Source organism: Streptomyces sp. NBC_00873, assembly GCF_045207415.1.
Lineage (GTDB): Bacteria > Actinomycetota > Actinomycetes > Streptomycetales > Streptomycetaceae > Streptomyces.
Map to the genome: position 1 here is coordinate 3,911,697 of NZ_CP108803.1, position 24,468 is coordinate 3,936,164.

The following is a 24,468-nucleotide window of genomic DNA, read 5'->3' on the forward strand; positions in this document are numbered from 1 at the left end:
GTGCGCACCAGCGAAGAGATCTACCACCGGGTGCGCTGGGACGCGCGCTTCGACCCCGCCCGTTTCGTGGTCGGGATCAACCAGCGCGGCGCCCCGCCCGAGCGCATCCCGCTGCCCGTGTTCGTGCCGGGCGGCGACATCCCCTGGCACCGGGTGCTGTTCTTCGAGGCCGACGGCGAGGTCGTATGGAACCGGGCCACGGGCGTCGACCGGATCGACGACACGGACGCCGGGCGGGTGCGGGAGGCACGCCGGCTGAGGGCGCCGTTCTTCACGGCCCGCACGCCGTACGCCTGGGACGGCGCCGACTGGGTCCCCGCGCGGACGCCCCGGGCTGCCGGGCCCGCGGGACGGCTGCGCGTGCTGACCTGGAACACCCTGTGGGACCGCTACGACGCCGACCGCATCGGCACCGCCGTGCGCAGACCGCTGCTGATGACCGCACTGCGCGAGGCCGACGCCGACGTCGTCGCGCTCCAGGAGGTGGAGCCCTCGCTGCTCACGCTGCTGCTCCAGGAGCCGTGGGTGCGTGAGACGTACACCCTGGGGACGGAGCCGGCCTCGCGGGACGTCGACGAGTGCGGTGTGCTGCTGGTGAGCAGGCTGCCCGTACGGGAGGCCGGACACCACGCGCTCGGCCCGCACAAGGCGGTGGTCGCCCTCGTCGTGGAGACCGGCGCCGGGCCGGTCACGGTCGCCGCGACCCATCTGAGCAGCAACCACTCGGAGAACGGCGCACAGCGGCGGGACGCCGAACTGGCCCGGATCGCCGAGGGTCTGGCAACCCTCGACGGCGACCTCGTCCTCATGGGCGACTTCAACGACGGCACCGAGGCGCCGGGCACGGTGCTCGGGATGCGCGACGCGTGGAGCGAGGCCCATGGCCCGGACGACGCGACGCCGACGTTCGACCCGCGCGTCAATCCGCTGGCCGCGGTCTCCTCGCTGAGCGGGCGGGCATCCCGGCTGGACCGGGTGCTGCTGCGCGCGGAGGGGCTGCGGGTGCGGCGTGCCGAACTCCGCGGCGACGTTTCCACGGCCGAGGGCCTGTACATCTCCGACCACTACGGCCTGCTGGCCGAACTGGCCCCTGTGGTCACGGAGAGCGCCGAGGTCCTGGACGTACCGCCCACGGCCCGTACGGCACTGGCATGGATCCCGCCGCAGGAGCTCTGGCCGCCGCTGCAGGCGATCCGGCGGGACCACGACCCGCAGATCCGCCGCTGGCCGCCGCACGTCAATCTGCTCTTCGGCTTCGTCCCCGAGTACACCTTCGAGCAGGCGGCCCCGTTGCTCGCCGCCGCAGCCGCCGCGTGTGCGCCCTTCGACGCGCGGCTGGCAGGTGTGCAGTGGTTCGGGCACCGCGAGGGGGCCACGGTGTGGCTGGACCCGGCGGCCGGGGGCGAGGAGCCGTGGGCCGGCCTGTGGGAGGAGCTGGTGCGTCGGTTCCCCACCTGCCGCGGCCACCACGGGGGCTTCACCCCGCACCTGAGCCTGGGCCGGACCACGGACCCGCACGCCCTGGCCGCCGAGTGCGGTTGGCGGCTCGATCCGATGCCGGTCCGGGTCGGGGAGCTGGCGCTGCTGTCGCGCCGCGGCGACGAGCCGATGCGGGTACGGGCGACGGTGACGCTGGGAACGGGCGAGGTGCGCTGGGTACCGGACGCACACTCGGCGGACGAGCCCCCCGCGCCCGGCCGCGGGAACCCCGGCCCGGCCTCGGGCGGCGCCCGCCCGGTCGCGGACGCCACCGGTGTCGTACGCCGCGTCCGCGAGGCACTGGCCGGCGGGGTCGTCCATGTCGCCGGCTCCCGGCGCATGGGCTGCGCCCTGCCCGGCGCGGATCTGGATCTGGTGGCGGCGCTGCCGGGCGATGCCGAACTGGCCGTTGTACGAGCCCGGTTGGCGGCGGCGCTGCCGGAGGCGGCGGACGTCCGGGAGGTGGCCGGAGCGCGGGTCCCCGGTCTGCGGACGGACGTCGACGGCCTGCGCGTGGACCTGGTCGTGGTCCCCACCGGTCCGATGGACCCGGCGGATGCGGTCGAGCGCCGAGCGGAGTTGGGCGAGGCGGCGGCGGTCGCGCTCAGCGCGGTGAGCGACGCGGAGGCGGTGCTCGCCCTGGCGGGCGACCGGCAGGAGGCTTTCGCGCGACTGGCCCGGGAGGTCAAGGCGTGGGCGAAGGCACGCGGCCTGGACTCGGCGCCGTTCGGCGGACTTCCCGGCCTGGGGTGGTCCATCCTGGCGGCCCGTACGGTCCGCGGGGCGGATGACCTGTCGCCCGATGCGCTGCTTCGGCACTTCTTCGCGACCTGGGCGGCCTGGGACTGGCGCGTGCCGGTGGGTACGGCGGGACCGCAGGCACCGGAACCGCCGGTCACGATCACGACTCCGTCGGAGCCCGTACGCCCCTGCACCGATCAGGTCACGCCAGGCATGCGCGACCTGCTCACCCAGGAGCTGTTCCGCGCCTGGGAGCTGCTGGAGACGGGCTCCCCCGGGCTGCTGTCGCCGCCGCCGCTGCACCGCCGCCACGCGGCCTGGGCGGTCGTGGCCGTACGCCCTGGCCCGGACGAGGGCCGGATGCGCGGCCGGATGCGCGCCCTGCTCGGCGACCTGTGGGAAATGGCCCCCGAGTCCCACGCCTGGCCCCGCCCCTTCGGCACGGACCCGGTCCGCTACGCGATCGGTCTCGGTCCGGTCCCTCCGGACCGCGCACTGGTCGAACGGGTCGCGGAGCGCCGACTGCGGGGACTCACCGGGGTCACGCTCACGCGCGTCGGCGGCGGGGACGTGCCGACCCTGCACTGACCGGACCGGCCGACCGGCTGGAGAACGTCTACCTCTCCCCCGCGCTCCAGGGCCACGGGATCGGCACCGCCGTCCTGCGCGGCCTGCTGGAACGCGCCGACGCCTCAGAGCCCGTCGGCTGTACGAGCGCCACGGGTTCACCCTGGAGCGCGAGGACCCGATCGATGTTTTTGTGGTGCGCCGGTCCGGCGTGTAGCCGCGACAAGCAACGCGACCGCTCCGATCCCCGTCTAATCTGCCGCGGGAAGCGGCACTGACCGGCTGCTTCGACGGAGTGAGCGGACGGAGCACGGGGCGTGAGGGATCGATTCGGCCTGGAACCGGGCCGTGCCGGGCTGCGGCGGCGCAGCGTCGTGGCGGCCGCCGCAGCAGCCGCCCTGATGGGCGTCGGCGCCTGTTCCGTACCGGCCCCCCGGCGCAGTGACCCCGTGGCGGATCCGACGCCCGGAATGGTGATCGGCGACGCCCGGCAGTCCCTGCTGATGCAGATCCTCGCCCACCCGGACGACGACCTGTACTTCATGAACCCGGACACCCAGCAGGCTCTGGACGCCGGGACCCCGGTGGTCTGTGTGTACCTCACCGCCGGTGAGGCCGTCGGCATCAACCGGATTCCCGGCGCGCCGCTGCCCGCCGCCGACAAGGCGGCGTACTCCTCCGCCCGGCACCAGGGGCTGCGCCAGTCGTACGCGATCCAGCTCGGGCTGCCGATGTTCACCGCATGGCAGAAGTCCGTCATCGCGCCGGCGGACGGGCTCCGGGCCGAGATCAACACCCTGACGCACAGCGGGCGCCGGGTCGAGCTGATCTTCCTCAATACGGCGATGCACACCGGCCGCGGCCGCCTGGGGCTGCCCAGCCTCTGGCACGACCGGGAGCTCGGCCTGCCCACCGTCGTCGCCAAGGGCTCACCGCTGCAGCGGGCAGGCTCGTACACGTACGACAGGATGATCAACGTCCTCGTCGGGCTCCTCGACCACTACCGTCCGACCCTCGTCCACACCATGGATCCGGACCCGGACATCCAGCACAGCACCGAGGCCGTCCGCCGCCGGGACAGCGAGCAGCCCGGCTACTCCGACCACCCCGACCACACCGCGACCGCCTCGTTCACCTGGGCGGCGCTGATCCGGTGGGTGGCCCGCGCCACCGGGGGCGGTGGGCCCGTGCCGCGGTTCGTCACCACGGCGTACCGCGGCTACTACAACCGGCACTGGCCGAAGAACCTGCCGTTCCGCGTGCTGAAGGAGAAGGCAGCGCACCTCGTCCCGTACGGGGGCGAGGCCGACTGGCGGTGCGGGAACGTGGCGGGCTGCGGGGACTACAACGTGGGCGGCGACAGGCCGCTGACCAACCGCAAGGGCTGGGTCCGCTCCACCCATTACCGCTACCCGGGCCCCCGCCCCACCCTCGCCGCCGGACCGGACGGGCGGCTCACCGCGTACGGAGTCCTCGGACTGCGGGCGGTGCGGTGGCGCGAGAGCGCACCCGGCAGCGGGGTCTGGGACGATCCCGACGATCTCGGCGGCGGACCGCTGGCACCGGTGCTCGGCGGGGCGACGACGGCGGACGCCAGGCAGCTGCTGTTCGGGCTGCGCTTCGCGGCGCTCGGCGGGCACGGGGCGGCCGACGAGCGGGAGATCGTGCTCCTCGAACAGAGCTCCCCGGACGGCACCTTCCGCGCCTGGCGGGGGCTGGGCAACCCGGAGCGGGACCAGGACCGCGGCCGCAGGATCGGCGTCCCGGTGGCGGTGACGGCGCCCGACGGGCGGGTCCATCTCTTCGTACGGAACGCGGACAGCGGCGTGAGCACGCGGGTGCGGGAACGGTCCGGGCGGTGGAGCGGCTGGCGGGACACGGGCGGCGGCGCGGTCCAGGACGGACTGAGCGCCGTGGTGGACGGACAGGGCCTGGTCCATGTGTTCGCCGCCGGGCATCACACGGTGCACCACTGGACGCAGGAGACACCCGGAGCCGAACTGACCGCCCATCCGCAGATCGACGGGGCGCCGGTGCCGGGCGACGGGCCGGCCGCGCAGGTCGTCGCGGACGGGTCCGTGGAGCTGCTGTACCGGGCGGCGGCGCGGGCCGCACTGACGGTCGTCCGCGCGGGGGCAGCGGAGGAACGCACCGACTTCGACGGGTACGGGCCGGTGACCGTGGCCGGTTCGCCGTTCGGGCAGGTGCTGCTGGGCCGCACCGAGAAGGGCCGGATCCAGCTCCGTACCGGCGCGGGGCTGTCCGTACGCACCCGGGGACCGGTGGCGCTCGACGGTCCCGCGCTGTACGCGGGGGGCATGGGGCGCCCGGCGGTGGTGGGGCTGGGGCCGGATGCCCGCCCCTGGTTCTGGCGCCCGTGACGCCGCACCGGGACATGGCGAAGGGCCCCGGTCCACCGCATGCGCGGCGGGCCAGGGCCCTTCTTGGTGCTCTGTGCGGAGCTACCAGGTCAGACCGTCAAGTAATTACTTGAGGATCTTGGTGACCTGGCCGGCGCCCACGGTCCGGCCACCCTCACGGATGGCGAACTTCAGGCCCTCTTCCATGGCGACCGGCTGGATCAGCGTGACGTTCATGACGGTGTTGTCGCCCGGCATGACCATCTCGGTGCCCTCGGGAAGGGTCACAACGCCCGTTACGTCCGTGGTACGGAAGTAGAACTGCGGACGGTAGTTGTTGAAGAACGGGGTGTGACGGCCACCCTCATCCTTCGACAGGATGTACGACTGGGCCTCGAACTCGGTGTGCGGCGTGACCGAACCGGGCTTGATGATGACCTGGCCGCGCTCGACGTCCTCGCGCTTGATGCCACGGAGGAGCAGACCGACGTTCTCACCGGCCTGGCCCTCGTCGAGCAGCTTGCGGAACATCTCGATGCCGGTGACCGTGGTGGTGGTCTTCTCCTGCTTGATACCGACGATGTCGACGGTCTCGTTGACCTTCAGGACACCACGCTCGATACGACCGGTGACGACGGTGCCACGACCGGTGATCGTGAAGACGTCCTCGATCGGCATCAGGAACGGCTTGTCGACGTCGCGCTCGGGCTGCGGGATCGACTCGTCGACGGCCTTCATCAGGTCGAGGACGGTCTGGCCCCACTCCTTGTCGCCCTCAAGAGCCTTGAGCGCCGAGACCTTGACGACCGGAAGGTCGTCGCCCGGGAACTCGTACTCGGAGAGGAGCTCACGGACCTCGAGCTCGACGAGCTCCAGGATCTCCTCGTCGTCCACCATGTCGGCCTTGTTCAGGGCGACGACGATGTACGGAACGCCGACCTGGCGGGCCAGGAGCACGTGCTCCTTGGTCTGCGGCATCGGGCCGTCGGTGGCGGCGACCACGAGGATGGCGCCGTCCATCTGCGCGGCACCCGTGATCATGTTCTTGATGTAGTCCGCGTGACCCGGGCAGTCGACGTGCGCGTAGTGACGCGACTCCGTCTGGTACTCGACGTGCGCGATCGAGATCGTGATACCGCGCTGGCGCTCCTCAGGAGCCTTGTCGATCTGGTCGAAGGCCGAGGCCTCGTTCAGGTCCGGGTACGCGTCGTGCAGCACCTTGGTAATGGCGGCCGTGAGGGTCGTCTTACCGTGGTCAATGTGACCGATGGTGCCGATGTTGACGTGCGGCTTAGTCCGCTCGAACTTCGCCTTCGCCACTGGGTCCTCCTGTGGAGTGGTTCTGTACGCCTTGCTTCATCGGCGCCAGGTGATCTTTGCTGGGATGCCGGGGCCAGGGGCATTCACCGCATTGCTTGCGCTCTGCGACGAATGCCCCATCAGGCTCCGGTGACAAGCCTAAAGCGTGAGCTCGGGAGAGTTACTCGCCCTTGGCCTTCGCGATGATCTCCTCGGCGACGTTCCGCGGAACCTCGGCGTAGGAGTCGAACTGCATCGAGTAGCTTGCGCGACCCGAGGTCTTGCTGCGGAGGTCTCCGACGTAGCCGAACATCTCCGAGAGGGGCACGAGGCCCTTCACGACGCGAGCGCCGCTGCGCTCCTCCATGGCCTGGATCTGGCCACGGCGGGAGTTGAGGTCGCCGATCACATCGCCCATGTAGTCCTCGGGCGTGGTGACCTCGACGGCCATCATCGGCTCGAGGAGCACGGGGGACGCCTTGCGGGCACCCTCCTTGAACGCCTGCGAACCGGCGATCTTGAAAGCGAGCTCGGAGGAGTCGACCTCGTGGTAACCACCGTCGAGAAGGGTGACGCGGACGCCGACCATCTCGTAACCGGCCAGGATGCCGAACTGCATGGCTTCCTGAGCACCCGCGTCCACCGAGGGGATGTACTCACGGGGGATGCGGCCACCGGTGACCTTGTTGACGAACTCGTAGGACGCGTCGCCACCCTCGATGGGCTCAAGGGCGATCTGCACCTTCGCGAACTGGCCGGTACCACCAGTCTGCTTCTTGTGCGTGTAGTCGATGCGCTCGACGGCCTTGCGGATCGTCTCGCGGTACGCGACCTGCGGCTTGCCGACGTTCGCCTCGACGCGGAACTCGCGCTTCATGCGGTCGACGAGCACCTCGAGGTGAAGCTCGCCCATACCACCGATGATGGTCTGGCCGGTCTCCTCGTCGGAGTGCACCTGGAAGGACGGGTCCTCCTCGGAGAGGCGCTGGATGGCGACACCCAGCTTCTCCTGGTCACCCTTGGACTTGGGCTCGATGGCGACCTGAATGACCGGCGCCGGGAAGTCCATGGACTCCAGGATCACCGGGTTCTTGTCGTCACACAGCGTCTCACCGGTGGTGGTCTGCTTCAGGCCCATGACGGCGATGATGTCACCGGCGCCCACCGACGCGATCTCCTCACGCTTGTTCGCGTGCATACGGTAGATCTTGCCGATGCGCTCCTTCTTGCCCTTGACCGAGTTCAGCACCGCGGTGCCGGCCTCGAGGCGACCGGAGTAGATCCGGACGAAGGTGAGCTTGCCGAGGTGCGGGTCGCTCGCGATCTTGAACGCCAGGCCGGAGAACGGCTCGTCGTCCGAGGGCATGCGCTTGACGACAACCTCGGGGTCCTTGACGTCGTGGCCCTCGATGGCCTCGACGTCCAGGGGGGAAGGCAGGTAGCGGACGACCGCGTCGAGCAGGGGCTGGACGCCCTTGTTCTTGAACGCCGTGCCACAGAACACCGGGGTGACGGTGACGGAGCCCGCGCCGCCCTTCGATGCGAGGGTGATCCGACGGATCGCCTCGTGCAGCTGCTCCTCGGTGGGCTCGACGCCCTCCAGGTACAGCTCCATCATCTGGTCGTCGTTCTCGGAGACGGCCTCGAGCAGCTTGCCGCGCCACTCCTGAGCTGCCTCGATGTGGGTGTCCGGGATGTCGACGGTGTCGTACATCTCGCCCTTGGCGGCCTCTTCCGGCCACACAAAGGCCTTCATCGACACGAGGTCGACGATGCCCTTGAAGTCTGCCTCGGCGCCGATGGGGAGCTGCATGACGAGCGGGACCGCACCGAGGCGGTCGACGATCATGTCGACGCAGCGGTGGAACTCGGCACCCGTGCGGTCGAGCTTGTTGACGAAGCAGATACGCGGCACGCCGTAGCGGTCCGCCTGACGCCAGACAGTCTCGGACTGCGGCTCGACGCCCGCCACACCGTCGAACACGGTGACAGCGCCGTCGAGGACGCGGAGCGAACGCTCCACCTCGACGGTGAAGTCGACGTGACCCGGGGTGTCGATGATGTTGATGGTGTGGTCAACATCATTGAGCGGCCAGTGGCAGGTCGTCGCGGCGGACGTGATCGTGATGCCGCGCTCCTGCTCCTGCTCCATCCAGTCCATCGTGGCTGCGCCGTCGTGGACTTCACCGATCTTGTAAGAAACACCGGTGTAGAAGAGGATCCGCTCAGTGGTGGTCGTCTTGCCCGCGTCGATGTGGGCCATGATCCCAATGTTGCGGACCTTGGCCAGGTCAAGCGAAGTGGTGGCCATAAGGCTCAATCTTCTCTCGGTCTCGATGTGGGTAGCGACTACCAGCGGTAGTGCGCGAAGGCCTTGTTGGACTCGGCCATCTTGTGGGTGTCCTCGCGCTTCTTGACAGCAGCGCCAAGACCGTTGGAGGCGTCGAGCAGCTCGTTCATGAGGCGCTCGGTCATCGTCTTCTCGCGGCGGGCGCGGGAGTAACCCACGACCCAGCGCAGCGCGAGGGTGGCGGCGCGACCGGGCTTTACCTCGATCGGCACCTGGTAGGTGGCGCCACCGACACGGCGGGACTTGACCTCGAGCGAGGGCTTGACGTTCTCAAGCGCGCGCTTCAGCGTGATGACCGGGTCGTTGCCGGTCTTCTCGCGGAGGCCTTCCATGGCGCCGTACACGATCCGCTCGGCGGTGGAACGCTTGCCGTTGAGCAGGATCTTGTTGATCAGCGAGGTGACAAGAGGAGAACCGTAGACCGGGTCGATGATGACCGGGCGCTTCGGGGCGGGGCCCTTACGAGGCATTCTTACTTCTCCTTCTTGGCGCCGTAGCGGCTGCGGGCCTGCTTGCGGTTCTTGACACCCTGGGTGTCAAGGGAGCCGCGGATGATCTTGTAACGAACACCCGGCAGGTCCTTCACACGGCCACCACGCACGAGCACGATGGAGTGCTCCTGCAGGTTGTGTCCCTCACCCGGGATGTAGGCCGTGACCTCGATACCGGAGGTCAGACGCACACGCGCGACCTTACGGAGGGCCGAGTTCGGCTTCTTCGGGGTGGTCGTGAACACACGCGTGCAGACGCCGCGGCGCTGGGGCGAACCCTCAAGCGCGGGCGTCTTGTTCTTCTCGACCTTGTCCTGCCGGCCCTTCCGGACCAGCTGCTGGATCGTAGGCACTACTTCTCCGGTTTCTGTGTGCCGTTCGTGAAACTAACCTGGAACGTCACCGACCCACGCGGTCGGGTGTGTCGAATGCTGCGGACTCCCGCCCGAGGACAGAAGGGGCACAGATCGCGGTGGCCACTGACGGGCTCGCCGTGCGGTTGAGGACACGCACACGAGCCCAGGCACACCCCAGGCACAAGGTCTGAGCGTACCTACCTCACGGACTCCGGTCAAAACAAATGCTGTCCGCCACGACACGCAGGACAGAGCGTTGCGTCCCGTTCACCACCTGGTGCAAACCAGTCGTTCCCCGCACATGCCCCAGTCACTTTCATCAGCCTCTCGTCCCACCGGCCTGCGGGGCGCGCCGAGGGGCACTCCCCCTCGCTGACCACCCAAAAACTCCCGGCTCGCCCCGAACAGCATGCGCGAGAACCGACTCCGCATGATCCAGGCCCGGATGGACCCCGTCGGCCGGTTGCCCGGCAGGGGCGGAGAGCTACGAGCGGGAGGGGCCGGAGAAGCTCGCCCTGCGGGCGCTGAGCGACGTTCTGAACCAGCGGCTTCCCGGGTGGCCCAGCAGGACCCCGCGACGCCACAGCTGCCGCTGGACGCCCGGGCGGGACCGTGCACGGGACCGGCGGGACAGGACACACTGCCCCGCCGCCATCCGGCGAGCCGCGGCATTCCGGGCCGCAGCCCGCCCGGCCCCGGAGTGCCGTACCCGCCGAGCCGGGCACCCCGGCCCGGCTGCGCCCCGGCCACCCCGACCACCCGACCCGGCTGCACCGCCTGCGGCCCTGTCTGCAGCCCGGACGCCGACCCCACGCACGCCGAAGGGCGGCCACCCCGTACGCAACGGGGTGACCGCCCTTCAGTCGTTCAGACCTTCGAACGACTCGCTTACTGGTTGTACGGACCGTAGTCGTAGTCCTCCAGCGGAACGGCCTGGCCGGAGCCCGTGCCGAACGGCGAGTAGTCGATGTCGTCGTAGCCGACGGCCGAGTACATCGCGGCCTTGGCCTCCTCGGTCGGCTCGACCCGGATGTTGCGGTAGCGGGACAGACCCGTACCGGCCGGGATGAGCTTACCGATGATGACGTTCTCCTTGAGGCCGATCAGGGAGTCCGACTTGGCGTTGATCGCCGCGTCGGTCAGAACCCTGGTCGTCTCCTGGAAGGACGCCGCCGAGAGCCACGACTCGGTGGCGAGCGAGGCCTTGGTGATACCCATCAGCTGCGGACGGCCGGAGGCGGGGTGACCGCCCTCGGTGACCACACGACGGTTCTCGGTCTCGAACTTCGACCGCTCGACCAGCTCGCCCGGCAGCAGCTCCGCGTCGCCGGACTCGATGATCGTCACGCGGCGCAGCATCTGCCGGATGATGATCTCGATGTGCTTGTCGTGGATCGACACGCCCTGCGAGTTGTACACCTTCTGGACTTCGCCGACCAGGTGGACCTGGACCGCGCGCTGACCGAGGATGCGCAGCACGTCGTGCGGGTTGGTGGCACCCACGGTGAGCTTCTGGCCCACCTCGACGTGGTCGCCCTCGCCCACGAGCAGACGGGCACGCTTCGAGATCGGGAACGGCGTCTCGTCGCTGCCGTCGTCCGGGGTGACGACGATCTTCTTGGTCTTCTCGGTCTCCTCGATACGGATGCGGCCGGCCGCCTCCGAGATCGGGGCGACACCCTTGGGCGTACGGGCTTCGAAGAGCTCGACGACACGGGGCAGACCCTGGGTGATGTCGTCACCGGCCACACCACCGGTATGGAAGGTACGCATCGTCAGCTGGGTACCGGGCTCACCGATGGACTGGGCGGCGATGATGCCGACCGCCTCACCGATGTCGACCAGCTTGCCGGTGGCGAGCGAGCGTCCGTAGCAGAAGGCACAGGTGCCGACCGCGGACTCACAGGTCAGGACCGAACGGGTCTTGACCTCCTCGACGCCGGCGCCCACCAGGGCGTCGATCAGGACGTCACCGAGGTCGACGTTGGCAGGCGCGATGACCTTGCCGTCGACGACGACGTCCTCGGCGAGCATGCGGGCGTAGACCGAGGTCTCGACGTCCTCCGTCTTGCGGAGCACACCGTCCGCACCCTTGACGGCGATCTTCAGCTTGAGGCCACGGTCGGTGCCGCAGTCCTCCTCGCGGATGATCACGTCCTGCGAGACGTCCACCAGACGACGGGTCAGGTAACCCGAGTCGGCGGTACGCAGGGCGGTGTCCGCCAGACCCTTACGGGCACCGTGCGTGGAGATGAAGTACTCCAGAACGGTGAGGCCCTCACGGAAGGACGCCTTGATCGGACGCGGGATGGTCTCGTTCTTGGCGTTGGACACCAGACCACGCATACCGGCGATCTGACGCATCTGCATCATGTTTCCTCGGGCACCCGAGTCAACCATCATGAAGATGGGGTTCGTCCGCGGGAAGTTCGCGTTCATCGCCTCGGCAACCTCGTTGGTCGCCTTGGTCCAGATCGCGATGAGCTCCTGCGTGCGCTCGTCCTTGGTGATCAGACCGCGCTCGTACTGCTTCTGGACCTTCTCGTCCTGAGCCTCGTAACCCGCGACGATGGCCTTCTTGGCCTCGGGCACGACGACGTCGGAGATGGCCACGGTGACACCCGAGCGGGTCGCCCAGTGGAAACCGGCCGCCTTCAGGTTGTCGAGCGTCGCCGCCACGATGACCTTGGGGTAGCGCTCGGCCAGGTCGTTGACGATCTCGGAGAGCTGCTTCTTGCCCACCGAGTAGTCGACGAACGGGTAGTCCTCGGGCAGCAGCTCGTTGAAGAGCGCGCGGCCCAGGGACGTACGCAGCCGGAACGTGTCGCCCTGCTGGTACTCCTGCTCGCCCTCCTCGGCGACCGGCGGCACCCAGCCACGCGGCGGGATGGTGCCCACCGGGAAGCGGATGTCGACCTGCGCCTGGAGCGACAGCTCGCCGGCGTCGAAGGCCATGATCGCCTCGGCCGTGGAACCGAAGGAACGGCCCTGTCCGATGACCTTGCGCTCCTCCTCGTCCGTGGTGAGGAAGAACAGGCCCAGCACCATGTCCTGGGTCGGCATGGTGACGGGACGGCCGTCGGCCGGCTTCAGGATGTTGTTCGAGGACAGCATCAGGATGCGGGCCTCGGCCTGCGCCTCCGCGGAGAGCGGCAGGTGCACGGCCATCTGGTCACCGTCGAAGTCCGCGTTGAACGCGGTGCAGACGAGCGGGTGGATCTGGATGGCCTTGCCCTCGACCAGCTGCGGCTCGAAGGCCTGGATGCCGAGGCGGTGCAGGGTCGGTGCACGGTTCAGCAGCACCGGGTGCTCGGCGATGACCTCTTCGAGGACGTCGTAGACCACGGTGCGGCCGCGCTCGACCATGCGCTTGGCCGACTTGATGTTCTGCGCGTGGTTCAGGTCGACCAGGCGCTTCATCACGAACGGCTTGAAGAGCTCCAGCGCCATCGCCTTCGGCAGACCGCACTGGTGCAGCTTCAGCTGCGGACCGACGACGATCACGGAACGCGCGGAGTAGTCCACACGCTTACCGAGAAGGTTCTGACGGAAACGACCCTGCTTGCCCTTGAGCATGTCGCTCAGGGACTTCAGCGGGCGGTTGCCCGGACCGGTGACCGGGCGACCACGGCGGCCGTTGTCGAACAGCGCGTCGACGGCCTCCTGCAGCATCCGCTTCTCGTTGTTCACGATGATCTCGGGGGCACCGAGGTCAAGGAGACGCTTGAGGCGGTTGTTGCGGTTGATCACACGGCGGTACAGGTCGTTCAGGTCGGAGGTCGCGAAGCGGCCACCGTCCAGCTGCACCATCGGACGCAGGTCCGGCGGGATGACCGGCACGCAGTCGAGCACCATGCCCTTGGGGCTGTTGCTGGTCTGCAGGAACGCGGAGACGACCTTGAGGCGCTTGAGCGCACGGGTCTTCTTCTGGCCCTTGCCGGTACGGATGATCTCGCGGAGGCGCTCGGCCTCCTCGTCGAGGTCGAAGGACTCAAGGCGCTTCTGCAGGGCAGCGGCACCCATGGAGCCGTCGAAGTACGTGCCGAAGCGGTCACGCAGCTCGCGGTAGAGCAGCTCGTCGCCCTCGAGGTCCTGGACCTTGAGGTTCTTGAAGCGGTTCCACACCTCGTCGAGACGGTCGATCTCGCGCTGCGCACGGTCGCGCAGCTGCTTCATCTCACGCTCGGCACCTTCGCGCACCTTGCGGCGTACGTCGGCCTTGGCGCCCTCGGCCTCGAGCTCGGCCAGGTCGGTCTCGAGCTTCTTGGCGCGGGCCTCCAGGTCGGAGTCGCGACGGTTCTCGACCTGCTGACGCTCGACGGAGACGTGCGCCTCCAGCGAGGGCAGGTCACGCGTACGGCGCTCCTCGTCCACGAACGTGATCATGTACGCGGCGAAGTAGATGACCTTTTCGAGGTCCTTCGGCGCGAGATCGAGCAGGTAGCCGAGGCGCGACGGGACGCCCTTGAAGTACCAGATGTGAGTGACGGGAGCGGCAAGCTCGATGTGGCCCATGCGCTCACGACGCACCTTGGCGCGCGTGACCTCCACGCCACAACGCTCACAGATGATGCCCTTGAAGCGGACACGCTTGTACTTGCCGCAGTAGCACTCCCAGTCCCGGGTCGGACCGAAGATCTTCTCGCAGAAGAGTCCGTCCTTTTCGGGCTTGAGCGTGCGGTAGTTGATGGTCTCCGGCTTCTTCACTTCGCCGTGCGACCAGGTCCGGATGTCGTCCGCGGTGGCAAGGCCGATCCGCAGCTCGTCGAAGAAGTTGACGTCGAGCACTTGTCGTCAATCCCTCTTTCGGGGTCGAGTCTCAATCAATGGTCTGAACGGGTCCGGGGAGAGCCGGCCGCCCCTGAGCGGGGCGGCCGACCAGCCCGTCAGACCTCTTCGACGCTGCTCGGCTCGCGCCGGGACAGGTCGATACCGAGCTCCTCCGCCGCGCGGAAGACGTCCTCATCCGTGTCGCGCATCTCGATGGACATGCCGTCCGAGGAGAGCACCTCCACGTTGAGGCAGAGCGACTGCATTTCCTTGATGAGCACCTTGAAGGACTCGGGGATGCCCGGCTCGGGGATGTTCTCGCCCTTGACGATGGCCTCGTAGACCTTCACGCGGCCGGTCACGTCGTCGGACTTGATCGTCAGCAGCTCCTGGAGGGCGTAAGCGGCGCCATATGCCTCCAGCGCCCACACCTCCATCTCACCGAAGCGCTGTCCACCGAACTGAGCCTTACCACCCAGCGGCTGCTGGGTGATCATGGAGTACGGACCCGTCGAGCGAGCGTGCAGCTTGTCGTCGACGAGGTGGTGGAGCTTGAGGATGTACATGTACCCGACCGAAACCGGGTCCGGGAACGGCTCACCGGAGCGGCCGTCGAACAGCTTGGCCTTGCCGGAGGGCTGGACCAGGCGGTCGCCGTCGCGGTTCGGGATCGTGGCCTCGAAGAGACCCGAGATCTCGTCCTCGCGCGCACCGTCGAAGACGGGCGTGGCGACGTTGGTGCCGGGGGCGACCTGGTCGGCGCCGATGGCCTGCAGGCGCTTGGCCCACTCGTCACCGAGGCCGGAGACGTCCCAGCCGCGGCTGGCGAGCCAGCCGAGGTGGATCTCCAGGACCTGTCCCGGGTTCATTCGGGACGGGACACCCAGCGGGTTGAGGATGATGTCGACCGGGGTGCCGTCCTCCAGGAACGGCATGTCCTCGATCGGGAGGATCTTCGAGATGACGCCCTTGTTGCCGTGCCGGCCGGCGAGCTTGTCACCATCGGTGATCTTGCGCTTCTGCGCGACGTAGACGCGGACCAGCTGGTTCACGCCCGGCGGCAGCTCGTCGCCCTCCTCGCGGTCGAAGACGCGGACGCCGATGACCTTGCCGATCTCACCGTGCGGCACCTTCAGCGAGGTGTCGCGCACCTCGCGCGCCTTCTCACCGAAGATCGCGCGGAGCAGGCGCTCCTCGGGGGTCAGCTCGGTCTCACCCTTGGGCGTGACCTTGCCGACGAGGATGTCACCGGCGACGACCTCGGCACCGATACGGATGATGCCGCGCTCGTCGAGGTCGGCGAGGACCTCTTCGGAGACGTTCGGGATGTCCCGGGTAATCTCCTCCGGGCCGAGCTTGGTGTCACGGGCGTCGACCTCGTGCTCCTCGATGTGGATCGAGGAGAGGACGTCGTCCTGCACGAGGCGCTGCGACAGGATGATCGCGTCCTCGTAGTTGTGACCCTCCCACGGCATGAACGCCACGAGCAGGTTCTTGCCGAGCGCCATCTCACCGTTCTCGGTGGCCGGCCCGTCGGCGAGGACCTGGCCCTCGACGACCCGGTCGCCCTCGGAGACGACGACCTTCTGGTTGACCGAGGTGCCCTGGTTGGAGCGCGAGAACTTGGCGATGCGGTACGTGGTGTACGTGCCGTCGTCGTTGGTGACGGTGACGTAGTCCGCGGAGACCTCCTGGACGACACCGTCCTTCTCGGCCTTCAGGACGTCACCGGCGTCGGTGGCGCAGCGGTACTCCATGCCCGTACCGACGAGCGGAGCCTCCGACTTGATCAGCGGCACCGCCTGACGCATCATGTTCGCGCCCATGAGGGCACGGTTGGCGTCGTCGTGCTCCAGGAAGGGGATCATCGCGGTGGCGACGGACACCATCTGGCGCGGCGAGACGTCCATGTAGTCGACGTCGTCGCCCGGGATGTAGTCGACCTCTCCGCCACGACGGCGGACCAGGACGCGGGGCTCGGTGAACCGCATGTCCTCGGAGAGCGTCGCGTTCGCCTGGGCGATCACGAAGCGGTCTTCCTCGTCGGCGGTGATGTAGTCGACCTCGTCGGTGACCTGACCGTCGACGACCTTGCGGTACGGCGTCTCGATGAAGCCGAACGCGTTGACACGTCCGTACGAGGCGAGCGAACCGATCAGACCGATGTTCGGGCCTTCAGGGGTCTCGATCGGGCACATGCGTCCGTAGTGGGACGGGTGCACGTCACGGACCTCGAAGCCGGCCCGCTCACGGGAGAGACCACCCGGGCCAAGTGCCGACAGACGGCGCTTGTGGGTGAGACCCGACAGCGGGTTGTTCTGGTCCATGAACTGAGACAGCTGGCTGGTGCCGAAGAACTCCTTGATGGAGGCGACGACCGGCCGGATGTTGATCAGGGTCTGCGGCGTGATCGCCTCGACGTCCTGGGTCGTCATGCGCTCACGCACGACGCGCTCCATACGGGCGAGACCCGTACGGACCTGGTTCTGGATGAGCTCGCCGACGTTGCGCAGACGACGGTTGCCGAAGTGGTCGATGTCGTCGGTCTCGACGACGATCGTCCGGCCGGACTCGCCGACCGTCTCGGTCTCCCCGGCGTGCAGCTTGACCAGGTACTTGATGGTCGCGATGACGTCGTCGGTGGTGAGCACCCCGGCGTCCAGCGGCTCATCGGCGCCGAGCTTCTTGTTCACCTTGTAGCGTCCGACCTTCGCGAGGTCGTAGCGCTTCGGGTTGAAGTAGAGGTTCTCGAGCAGCGTCTGAGCAGCCTCGCGGGTGGGCGGCTCGCCCGGGCGCAGCTTGCGGTAGATGTCGAGCAGCGCGTCGTCCTGGCCCTGGGTGTGGTCCTTCTCCAGGGTGGCACGCATGGACTCGTACTCGCCGAACTCCTCGAGGATCTGCTCGGTGGTCCAACCGAGAGCCTTCAGAAGAACGGTCACGGACTGCTTGCGCTTGCGGTCGATACGGACACCGACCATGTCGCGCTTGTCGATCTCCATCTCGAGCCAGGCACCCCGGGACGGGATGATCTTGGCGGAGAAGATGTCCTTGTCGGACGTCTTGTCGATGGAGGAGTCGAAGTAGACACCCGGCGAGCGGACGAGCTGCGACACGACGACACGCTCGGTGCCGTTGATGACGAAGGTGCCCTTGTTGGTCATGAGCGGGAAGTCGCCCATGAAGACCGTCTGGGACTTGATCTCGCCGGTCTCGTTGTTGGTGAACTCGGCCGTGACGAAGAGCGGGGCGGCGAACGTGAAGTCGCGCTCCTTGCACTCGTCGATCGAGTTCTTCGGGGGCTCGAAGCGGTGGTCGCGGAACGTAAGCGACATCGACCCGGAGAAGTCCTCGATCGGTGAAATCTCCTCGAAGATTTCCTCCAGGCCGGACTTGGTGGGGACGTCTTGTCCACTGTCCAGAGCAGCCTCGACGCGAGCCTTCCAGGCGGCATTGCCGAGGAGCCAGTCAAAGCTCTCGGTCTGCAGCGCGAGGAGGTTCGGAACCTCGAGGGGCTCCTTGATCTTTGCAAAAGAGATGCGCAGCGGGGCGGTGCTGGCACCGTTGTTCGTATTCGCGGTCGAGGCGTTGCGCGAGGCGGCCAAGAGGGGGTCCTTCCGAGGGCTCGGACTCACTACGCGCGTACCGGTCCCAAGTTGGACACGGAGACAGAAATCCCAGGTCAGGGACGATCGGCCATCGGTGCTCAAGCGTTGGACATGCCCCTGGTGACGGGCAGGAGGCAGCTAACAGGCAGCGCAAAGGGTCAGTGTAGCCAAACGGCACACTGATGTCCAGTCCGGGTTCTCAGAGACCCTCGTAGCTCGCAACAGCTGTTCTCAACACCTATGAATCGCCCTCGCGCGGGACGCGCTCTTCTTTACTGCCCTCTTCGTCGTCGATCCATGCCTCGGATTCGGATCGATGTGACGACGCGTCCTGAGAATTACGCGCCGCGTGCGGTTCGTCAAGGCCCCCCTGCCAGGACAGAGCCCCCGAGACCGTCACCCGCCGCCACTCGGCATCGGCCGGCGGCCCCGAGAGGCGTACGGCGAAGATCACCATACTCGTCAACCACGGAAGAGCAAGGCAACCGCCTCGGGTACGCCGAAGGGCGACCACCCGTACGGGTGGTCGCCCTTCGCGATGTGACGTCCGTGCCGTGCGGCACGAGCAGTCCAGACGAGTCAGAAGACTCGCAGGGTCACTTGACCTCGACCGAGGCGCCAGCGGCCTTGAGGGACTCGGCAGCCTTCTCGGCGGCCTCCTTCGCGACCTTCTCGAGGACCGGCTTCGGGGTGCCGTCGACGAGGTCCTTGGCCTCCTTCAGACCCAGGGAGGTCAGCTCACGCACGACCTTGATGACCTGGATCTTCTTCTCGCCGGCGCCGGTGAGGATGACGTCGAACTCGTCCTGCTCCTCGACGGCCTCGGCGGCGGCAGCAGCGCCACCGGCGGCGGCAACGGCGACCGGAGCGGCAGCCTTGACGTCGAACTTCGCCTCGAACGCCTTGACGAACTCGGAGAGCTCGATGAGGGTCAGGGTCTCGAACTGCTCGAGCAGCTCGTCCTGGGACAGCTTCGCCATGATGGCGTCCTTCCACTAAGTCGGCAGGTGCCGGGTGTATATGAAGGCGGGCGTACGGGCCCGCTGCGAGCCGTGGGGCGGAGTGTTACTCCGCCACCTCGGCGTCGGCGGGAGCCGGCGTACCGGCACCGCCCTGCTCGACCTTGGCGCGAAGGGCGTCCGCAGTGCGGACGAACTCCGACAGCGGGGCCTGGAACGTCGCCGCGGCCTTGGCCATCGACGCCTTGATTCCACCGGCCACCTTGGCGAGCAGAACCTCGCGGGACTCGAGGTCCGCAAGCTTCTTGATCTCATCGGCGGACAGCGCCTTACCGTCAAGGACACCGCCCTTGATGATGAGGTTCGGGTTGTCCTTGGCGAAGTCACGAAGACCCTTCGCCGACTCCACCGGGTCACCGGTGACGAAGGCAACCGCCGTCGGGCCTGCGAACAGGTCGTCCAGCGTGTCGATCCCGGCCTCGTTGGCCGCAATCTTGGTCAGCGTGTTCTTCACCACGGCGTACTGGGCGTTCTCACCGAGCGAACGGCGCAGCTCCTTGAGCTGTGCCACGGTGAGACCCCGGTACTCGGTCAGCACAGCGGCGTTCGAGCTGCGGAACTGGTCCGCGAGCTCGGCTACCGCGGCAGCCTTGTCGGGCCTTGCCATGAGCGTCGGCCTCCTTCCGGGTGATGAGGACCGCTCAGAAGGGGCCGGGAAAGACGAAACGCCCCGGCACAAGTGCCAGGGCGCAGCTCGACCGGACAGAGTCCGGGAGCTTTCCACAGTCACCTGCGCAGGTCGTCCGCACTCAACGGATCCTTCGGTCACTGCCCCCTCTCGCGAGAGCGCAGCAACGACCAGCGGTCTTTGGCTTCTGGAGGAGACTACGCGACCGGGGTCGCGCTGAGCAAATCCGTCCCGGTTCGGGCGGTCCAAGACGCGCCCGCGGTGCTGCCCTGCTGCTGCTCCACGAGCTTCTGGAAGTCCACCGTGTCGGCGGCAGGAGGATCCTCGACCCGTGGCCTGGGTGCCGTACGGATACGAGGACGGGCCCCGCACCTCGAAAGGTTGCGGGGCCCGTCAATGTCACGCGTGACACGGCTTTCGTACGAGCGCGGAGGCTCAGACGGCGGCCGGGTCCTCCTCGACGAGGAGGTTACGGGTGCGGTTGGCGTCCAGCGGGATGCCGGGGCCCATCGTGGTGGCCAGGGTGGCCTTCTTGATGTAGCGGCCCTTGGCGGCGGACGGCTTCAGACGGAGGATCTCCTCCAGCGCCGCGGCGTAGTTCTCGACCAGCTTCGTGTCATCGAAGGAGACCTTGCCGATGATGAAGTGCAGGTTCGAGTGCTTGTCGACGCGGAACTCGATCTTGCCGCCCTTGATGTCGTTGACAGCCTTCGCGACATCGGGGGTGACCGTACCGGTCTTCGGGTTCGGCATCAGACCACGCGGACCGAGCACGCGGCCGAGACGGCCGACCTTGCCCATGAGGTCCGGAGTGGCGACGACGGCGTCGAAGTCCAGACGGCCCTTCGCCACCTCGTCGATGAGCTCGTCGGCGCCGACGATGTCGGCGCCCGCGGCTTCCGCGGCCGCAGCACGGTCACCGGTCGCGAAGACCAGGACCCGGGCGGTCTTGCCGGTGCCGTGCGGGAGGTTCACGGTGCCACGGACCATCTGGTCGGCCTTGCGAGGGTCTACACCCAGGCAGAACGCGACCTCGACGGTGCCGTCGAACTTGGTGGTGGCGGTTTCCTTGGCGAGACGGACGGCCTCGAGGGGGGCGTAGTTCCGCTCCCGGTCGACCTTGGCGTCCGCAGCGCGGAGGTTCTTGCTGCGCTTCACTTCTGCTCCTGTGGTTTCAGGTGTGGAGGCGTGGTACGGGCCAGCGCTTGGCCCTGCCACTGAAGGACTACGGGGGCTGATCAGCCCTCGACCGTGATGCCCATCGAACGGGCGGTGCCGGCGATGATCTTCGACGCGGCGTCCAGGTCGTTGGCGTTCAGGTCGGGCAGCTTGACCGTGGCGATCTCGCGGACCTGGGCGCTCGTGAGCTTCGCAACCTTGGTCTTGTGCGGCTCGCCGGAGCCCTTGTCCACACCTGCGGCCTTGAGGATGAGCTTGGCAGCCGGCGGGGTCTTCGTCACGAAGGTGAAGGAACGGTCCTCGTAGACCGTGATCTCCACCGGCACGACCATGCCACGCTGCGACTCGGTCGCGGCGTTGTAGGCCTTGCAGAACTCCATGATGTTGACGCCGTGCTGGCCGAGCGCGGGGCCGACCGGCGGGGCCGGGTTGGCCGCACCGGCGTTGATCTGGAGCTTGATAAGCCCCGTGACCTTCTTCTTCTTGGGAGGCATTGCTCTCTCCGGGTCCTAGTGAGAGTTTTTCGCCGTCATCCGGTCATCCGGATGCAGGCATACCGCACAACGATAACGGGTATAGCTGCGCGACCAAAAACCGAGCAGGTCAGAGAGGCCGCGAAGCCTCTCTGACCTGCTCGGTAGGCATGTGTCCAGGAGTCGGCGGAAACCGCTAGTTCTTCTGGATCTGGTCGAAGCTGAGCTCGACCGGGGTCTCGCGGCCGAAGATCTCGACGAGGCCCTTGACCTTCTTCGAGTCGGCGTTGATCTCGTTGATCGTCGCCTGCAGCGTCGCAAAGGGGCCGTCGGTGACGGTGACCGAGTCGCCCACCTCGAAGTCCAGCACCTGGACCTCGACCTTGCGGGACGGAACCGGCTTGCCCTCGGCCTCCGCGGCCTCGCGGGCGGCCTTCTCCTCGGCCTCCGGGGCGAGCATCTTGACGATCTCGTCCAGGGTCAGCGGGTACGGGTCGTAGGCGTTGCCCACGAAGCCGGTGACGCCGGGCGTGTTGCGGACGACGCCCCAGGACTCGTTCGTCAGGTCCATGCGCACCAGGACGTAACCCGGGAGCTTGTTCTGACGGACGTTCTTCCGCTCGCCGTTCTTGATCTGGACGATCTCTTCCTCGGGCACCTCGGCCTGGTAGATGAAGTCCTCGACGTTGAGCGAGACGGCGCGCTGCTCCAGGTTGGCCTTCACACGCTTCTCGTAACCGGCGTACGTGTGGATGACGTACCACTCACCGGGGAGACCGCGGAGCTCGTCACGGAGCGCGGTGACGGCGTCGACGGGAGCGGCCGGCTCGGCCTCTTCCTCGGCCTCCTCGTCGCCCTCGGACGCGCTGTCCTCGTCGTCCTCGGAGTCGGTCTCGTCCTCGGAGTCGTCCTCGGCGTGCAGGGCGGCCTGCTCGGCGGGCTCGCCCGCGGCAGCGTCGCCGGCTTCGGCCTGGTCCGGCTCCACAGCGTCCGCCGCCTCGACGATCTCGAACTCGTCCTCGGCGGACTCGACGTCGCCCGCCGTCGAGTCGACGGCGTCGTTCAGGTTCGGGTCAGACACGGTGGCTGCTTCTTCCTGGATACAAATGGGTGGAACATGCGAAAGGGGCGCCCTTGGGGCGCCCTCCGCGGGATCAGCCGAAGACGTACTTGATGACCCGCTGGAATCCGAAGTCAATCACGGTAACAAGACCGATCATGACGACGACGAAGACGATCACCACGGATGTGTACGTCGTGAGCTGGTTGCGAGTCGGCCAGACAACCTTGCGCAACTCGGCGACGATCTGGCGGTAGAACAGCGCGAGACGGCCCAGGGGACCCTTCTTGCCGCGCTTGCCGCCCTTCCGAGTCTTCTTCGACTCGGGTACTTGATCCTCAGCATCAGGCATGTCGATGGAGCCCACGGCGTCCGTCACGCTACTCACCTGATTCCGGGTCATGGCCGTGCCGCGCCCGGTGGAGCCGCACGGCGGTGCATTGAAGTACGTACATGCGCACACATCCTGGCGAAGGAGTGTGTAGCAGGGCCGGAGGGACTTGAACCCCCAACCGCTGGTTTTGGAGACCAGTGCTCTACCAATTGAGCTACGACCCTTTGTGGTTTCCACCAACCTACCGCATCTTTCCCGGTAACCCGGGTGCAGCAACGGTTTGGCTGGTGAAGGCCAACGACAGGTGAGTGTACGTGCTCAACGGCCCGGCGTCGAACAGACAGCTCCCGACAACTCGTGGTCGCATGTTGTCCGCATGCTGTCCGAGTCCTGTCCGGTCCCTGAAACCCGTGTGCCGACCGGGATCGGGGTCTGGGACGATGGGGCCCATGAGCGCTGCAACTCCCCCCTCCGAGCGCCGGGTCTCCGCCCGCATCGGTGCAATCTCCGAATCCGCCACCCTCGCCGTCGACGCCAAGGCCAAGGCCCTCAAGGCCGCCGGCCGTCCGGTGATCGGCTTCGGTGCCGGCGAGCCCGACTTCCCGACCCCCGGCTACATCGTCGACGCCGCGGTCGAGGCCTGCCGCAACCCGAAGTACCACCGCTACACCCCCGCCGGCGGGCTCCCCGAGCTCAAGGCCGCCATTGCGGAGAAGACGCTGCGCGACTCCGGTTACGAGGTCGACGCCTCCCAGATCCTGGTGACCAACGGCGGCAAGCAGGCCATCTACGAGGCGTTCGCCGCGATCCTCGACCCGGGCGACGAGGTCGTCGTCCCGGCGCCGTACTGGACCACCTACCCCGAGTCGATCCGTCTCGCCGGCGGTGTCCCGGTGGAGGTCGTGGCCGACGAGACCACCGGCTACCGGGTCTCCGTCGAGCAGCTGGAGGCGGCGCGCACCGAGCGTACGAAGGTCGTCCTGTTCGTCTCCCCGTCGAACCCGACCGGTGCGGTGTACAGCGAGGCCGACGCCAGGGCGATCGGCGAGTGGGCCGTCGAGCACGGCCTGTGGGTGCTGACCGACGAGATCTACGAGCACCTGGTCTACGGCACCGCGAAGTTCACCTCGCTGCCGACGCTCGTGCCCGCCCTGCGCGACAAGTGCATCGTGGTCAACGGCGTCGCCAAGACGTACGCGATGACCGGCTGGCGCGTGGGCTGGCTCATCGCCCCGAAGGACGTCGTCAAGGCCGCGACCAACCTGCAGTCGCACGCCACGTCCAACGTCTCCAACGTCGCTCAGGTCGCCGCGCTGGCCGCCGTGTCCGGGAACCTGGACGCGGTCGCCGAGATGCGGACCGCCTTCGACCGCCGTCGGCAGACCATCGTGCGGATGCTGAACGAGATCGACGGCGTGCTGTGCCCGGAGCCCGAGGGCGCGTTCTACGCCTACCCGTCGGTGAAGGCGCTGCTCGGCAAGGAGATCCGCGGCAAGCGCCCGGCCACCTCTGTCGAGCTGGCGGCACTGATCCTGGACGAGGCCGAGGTCGCGGTCGTTCCGGGCGAGGCCTTCGGCACGCCGGGCTACCTGCGGCTGTCGTACGCACTGGGCGACGAGGACCTCGTCGAGGGCGTGTCGCGGCTCCAGAAGCTGCTGGGCGAGGCGAAGGACTGACGTCCCCGTAGTGCGCATAAGCGGGTCCCCGGCCGAGCCGGGGACCCGCTTATGCGTTCAGGCAAGCGCTCGTTCGATGAA

Annotated in this window: 15 protein-coding genes, 1 tRNA gene and 1 pseudogene; 4 read left to right on the plus strand and 13 right to left on the minus strand. The window is 67.9% G+C overall.

Translation table 11 applies throughout. The features are described from left to right. From OH809_RS17735 to OH809_RS17745, 3 genes and pseudogenes are all read left to right on the plus strand, one after another. Window positions 1-2,808 carry a poly(A) polymerase gene (locus OH809_RS17735; protein WP_406515310.1) on the plus strand — a complete coding sequence of 936 codons (2,808 nt, stop codon included), beginning with the start codon at window positions 1-3 and terminating at the stop codon, window positions 2,806-2,808. A gap of 17 nt (window positions 2,809-2,825) precedes the next feature. Next, a pseudogene (locus OH809_RS17740) lies at window positions 2,826-3,004 on the plus strand (GNAT family N-acetyltransferase); the annotation flags it as partial. 184 nt (window positions 3,005-3,188) lie between these two features. Beyond that, window positions 3,189-5,168, plus strand: coding sequence for a PIG-L family deacetylase (locus OH809_RS17745; RefSeq protein ID WP_406516258.1), 1,980 nt, complete (start codon window positions 3,189-3,191; stop codon window positions 5,166-5,168). 105 nt (window positions 5,169-5,273) lie between these two features. Here the strand turns inward: OH809_RS17745 and tuf are convergent, their stop codons facing one another. From tuf to OH809_RS17810, 13 genes are all read right to left on the minus strand, one after another. After that, window positions 5,274-6,467 carry an elongation factor Tu gene (gene tuf, locus OH809_RS17750; RefSeq protein WP_406421486.1) on the minus strand — a complete coding sequence of 398 codons (1,194 nt, stop codon included), beginning with the start codon at window positions 6,465-6,467 and terminating at the stop codon, window positions 5,274-5,276. A gap of 160 nt (window positions 6,468-6,627) precedes the next feature. Further along, window positions 6,628-8,757, minus strand: a complete 2,130-nt coding sequence (gene fusA / locus OH809_RS17755; RefSeq protein ID WP_393299516.1) for an elongation factor G — start codon at window positions 8,755-8,757, stop codon at window positions 6,628-6,630. 38 nt (window positions 8,758-8,795) lie between these two features. Continuing rightward, window positions 8,796-9,266, minus strand: coding sequence for a 30S ribosomal protein S7 (gene rpsG, locus OH809_RS17760; RefSeq protein ID WP_030977935.1), 471 nt, complete (start codon window positions 9,264-9,266; stop codon window positions 8,796-8,798). Between the two features lie 2 nt (window positions 9,267-9,268). Beyond that, a complete protein-coding gene (gene rpsL / locus OH809_RS17765) occupies window positions 9,269-9,640 on the minus strand; it encodes a 30S ribosomal protein S12 (protein ID WP_003948652.1) in 372 nt (123 codons plus the stop codon). 891 nt (window positions 9,641-10,531) lie between these two features. Beyond that, window positions 10,532-14,431, minus strand: coding sequence for a DNA-directed RNA polymerase subunit beta' (locus OH809_RS17770; protein ID WP_037687996.1), 3,900 nt, complete (start codon window positions 14,429-14,431; stop codon window positions 10,532-10,534). 98 nt (window positions 14,432-14,529) lie between these two features. Next, on the minus strand, window positions 14,530-18,015 hold the full coding sequence (gene rpoB, locus OH809_RS17775; RefSeq protein WP_406421485.1) for a DNA-directed RNA polymerase subunit beta: 3,486 nt from the start codon (window positions 18,013-18,015) through the stop codon (window positions 14,530-14,532). Window positions 18,016-18,614: 599 nt separating this feature from the next. Continuing rightward, the gene (gene rplL / locus OH809_RS17780; protein WP_406421484.1) at window positions 18,615-18,998 is read right to left on the minus strand and encodes a 50S ribosomal protein L7/L12; all 384 of its coding nucleotides are present in this window, start codon (window positions 18,996-18,998) and stop codon (window positions 18,615-18,617) included. 85 nt (window positions 18,999-19,083) lie between these two features. Further along, entirely contained in the window at window positions 19,084-19,644 is a 561-nt protein-coding gene (rplJ, locus tag OH809_RS17785; RefSeq protein ID WP_037687992.1) for a 50S ribosomal protein L10, read from the minus strand. A 456-nt stretch (window positions 19,645-20,100) separates the two neighbouring features. After that, window positions 20,101-20,823: a 50S ribosomal protein L1 gene (gene rplA / locus OH809_RS17790; protein ID WP_358856896.1), complete on the minus strand. Its 723-nt coding sequence runs from the start codon at window positions 20,821-20,823 to the stop codon at window positions 20,101-20,103. An 80-nt stretch (window positions 20,824-20,903) separates the two neighbouring features. Then, window positions 20,904-21,338: a 50S ribosomal protein L11 gene (gene rplK, locus OH809_RS17795; protein ID WP_030914099.1), complete on the minus strand. Its 435-nt coding sequence runs from the start codon at window positions 21,336-21,338 to the stop codon at window positions 20,904-20,906. 175 nt (window positions 21,339-21,513) lie between these two features. Continuing rightward, window positions 21,514-22,398, minus strand: coding sequence for a transcription termination/antitermination protein NusG (gene nusG / locus OH809_RS17800; protein ID WP_406421483.1), 885 nt, complete (start codon window positions 22,396-22,398; stop codon window positions 21,514-21,516). Window positions 22,399-22,471: 73 nt separating this feature from the next. Further along, the gene (gene secE / locus OH809_RS17805) at window positions 22,472-22,756 is read right to left on the minus strand and encodes a preprotein translocase subunit SecE (RefSeq protein ID WP_406421482.1); all 285 of its coding nucleotides are present in this window, start codon (window positions 22,754-22,756) and stop codon (window positions 22,472-22,474) included. A 106-nt stretch (window positions 22,757-22,862) separates the two neighbouring features. Beyond that, window positions 22,863-22,935, minus strand: a tRNA-Trp gene (locus OH809_RS17810). A 225-nt stretch (window positions 22,936-23,160) separates the two neighbouring features. Here OH809_RS17810 and OH809_RS17815 point away from each other — a divergent pair. After that, window positions 23,161-24,387 carry a pyridoxal phosphate-dependent aminotransferase gene (locus OH809_RS17815; RefSeq protein ID WP_406421481.1) on the plus strand — a complete coding sequence of 409 codons (1,227 nt, stop codon included), beginning with the start codon at window positions 23,161-23,163 and terminating at the stop codon, window positions 24,385-24,387. Window positions 24,388-24,468 lie beyond the last annotated feature (81 nt).

Excerpts from the sequence above, each read along its gene's own strand:
- rplJ (WP_037687992.1), bottom strand. The coding sequence starts at position 19,644 with ATGGCAAGGCCCGACAAGGCTGCCGCGGTAGCCGAGCTCGCGGACCAG.
- rplL (WP_406421484.1), bottom strand. The coding sequence starts at position 18,998 with ATGGCGAAGCTGTCCCAGGACGAGCTGCTCGAGCAGTTCGAGACCCTG.
- rpsG (WP_030977935.1), bottom strand. The coding sequence starts at position 9,266 with ATGCCTCGTAAGGGCCCCGCCCCGAAGCGCCCGGTCATCATCGACCCG.
- fusA (WP_393299516.1), bottom strand. The coding sequence starts at position 8,757 with ATGGCCACCACTTCGCTTGACCTGGCCAAGGTCCGCAACATTGGGATC.
- rplK (WP_030914099.1), bottom strand. The coding sequence starts at position 21,338 with ATGCCTCCCAAGAAGAAGAAGGTCACGGGGCTTATCAAGCTCCAGATC.
- OH809_RS17815 (WP_406421481.1), top strand. The coding sequence starts at position 23,161 with ATGAGCGCTGCAACTCCCCCCTCCGAGCGCCGGGTCTCCGCCCGCATC.
- OH809_RS17745 (WP_406516258.1), top strand. The coding sequence starts at position 3,189 with ATGGGCGTCGGCGCCTGTTCCGTACCGGCCCCCCGGCGCAGTGACCCC.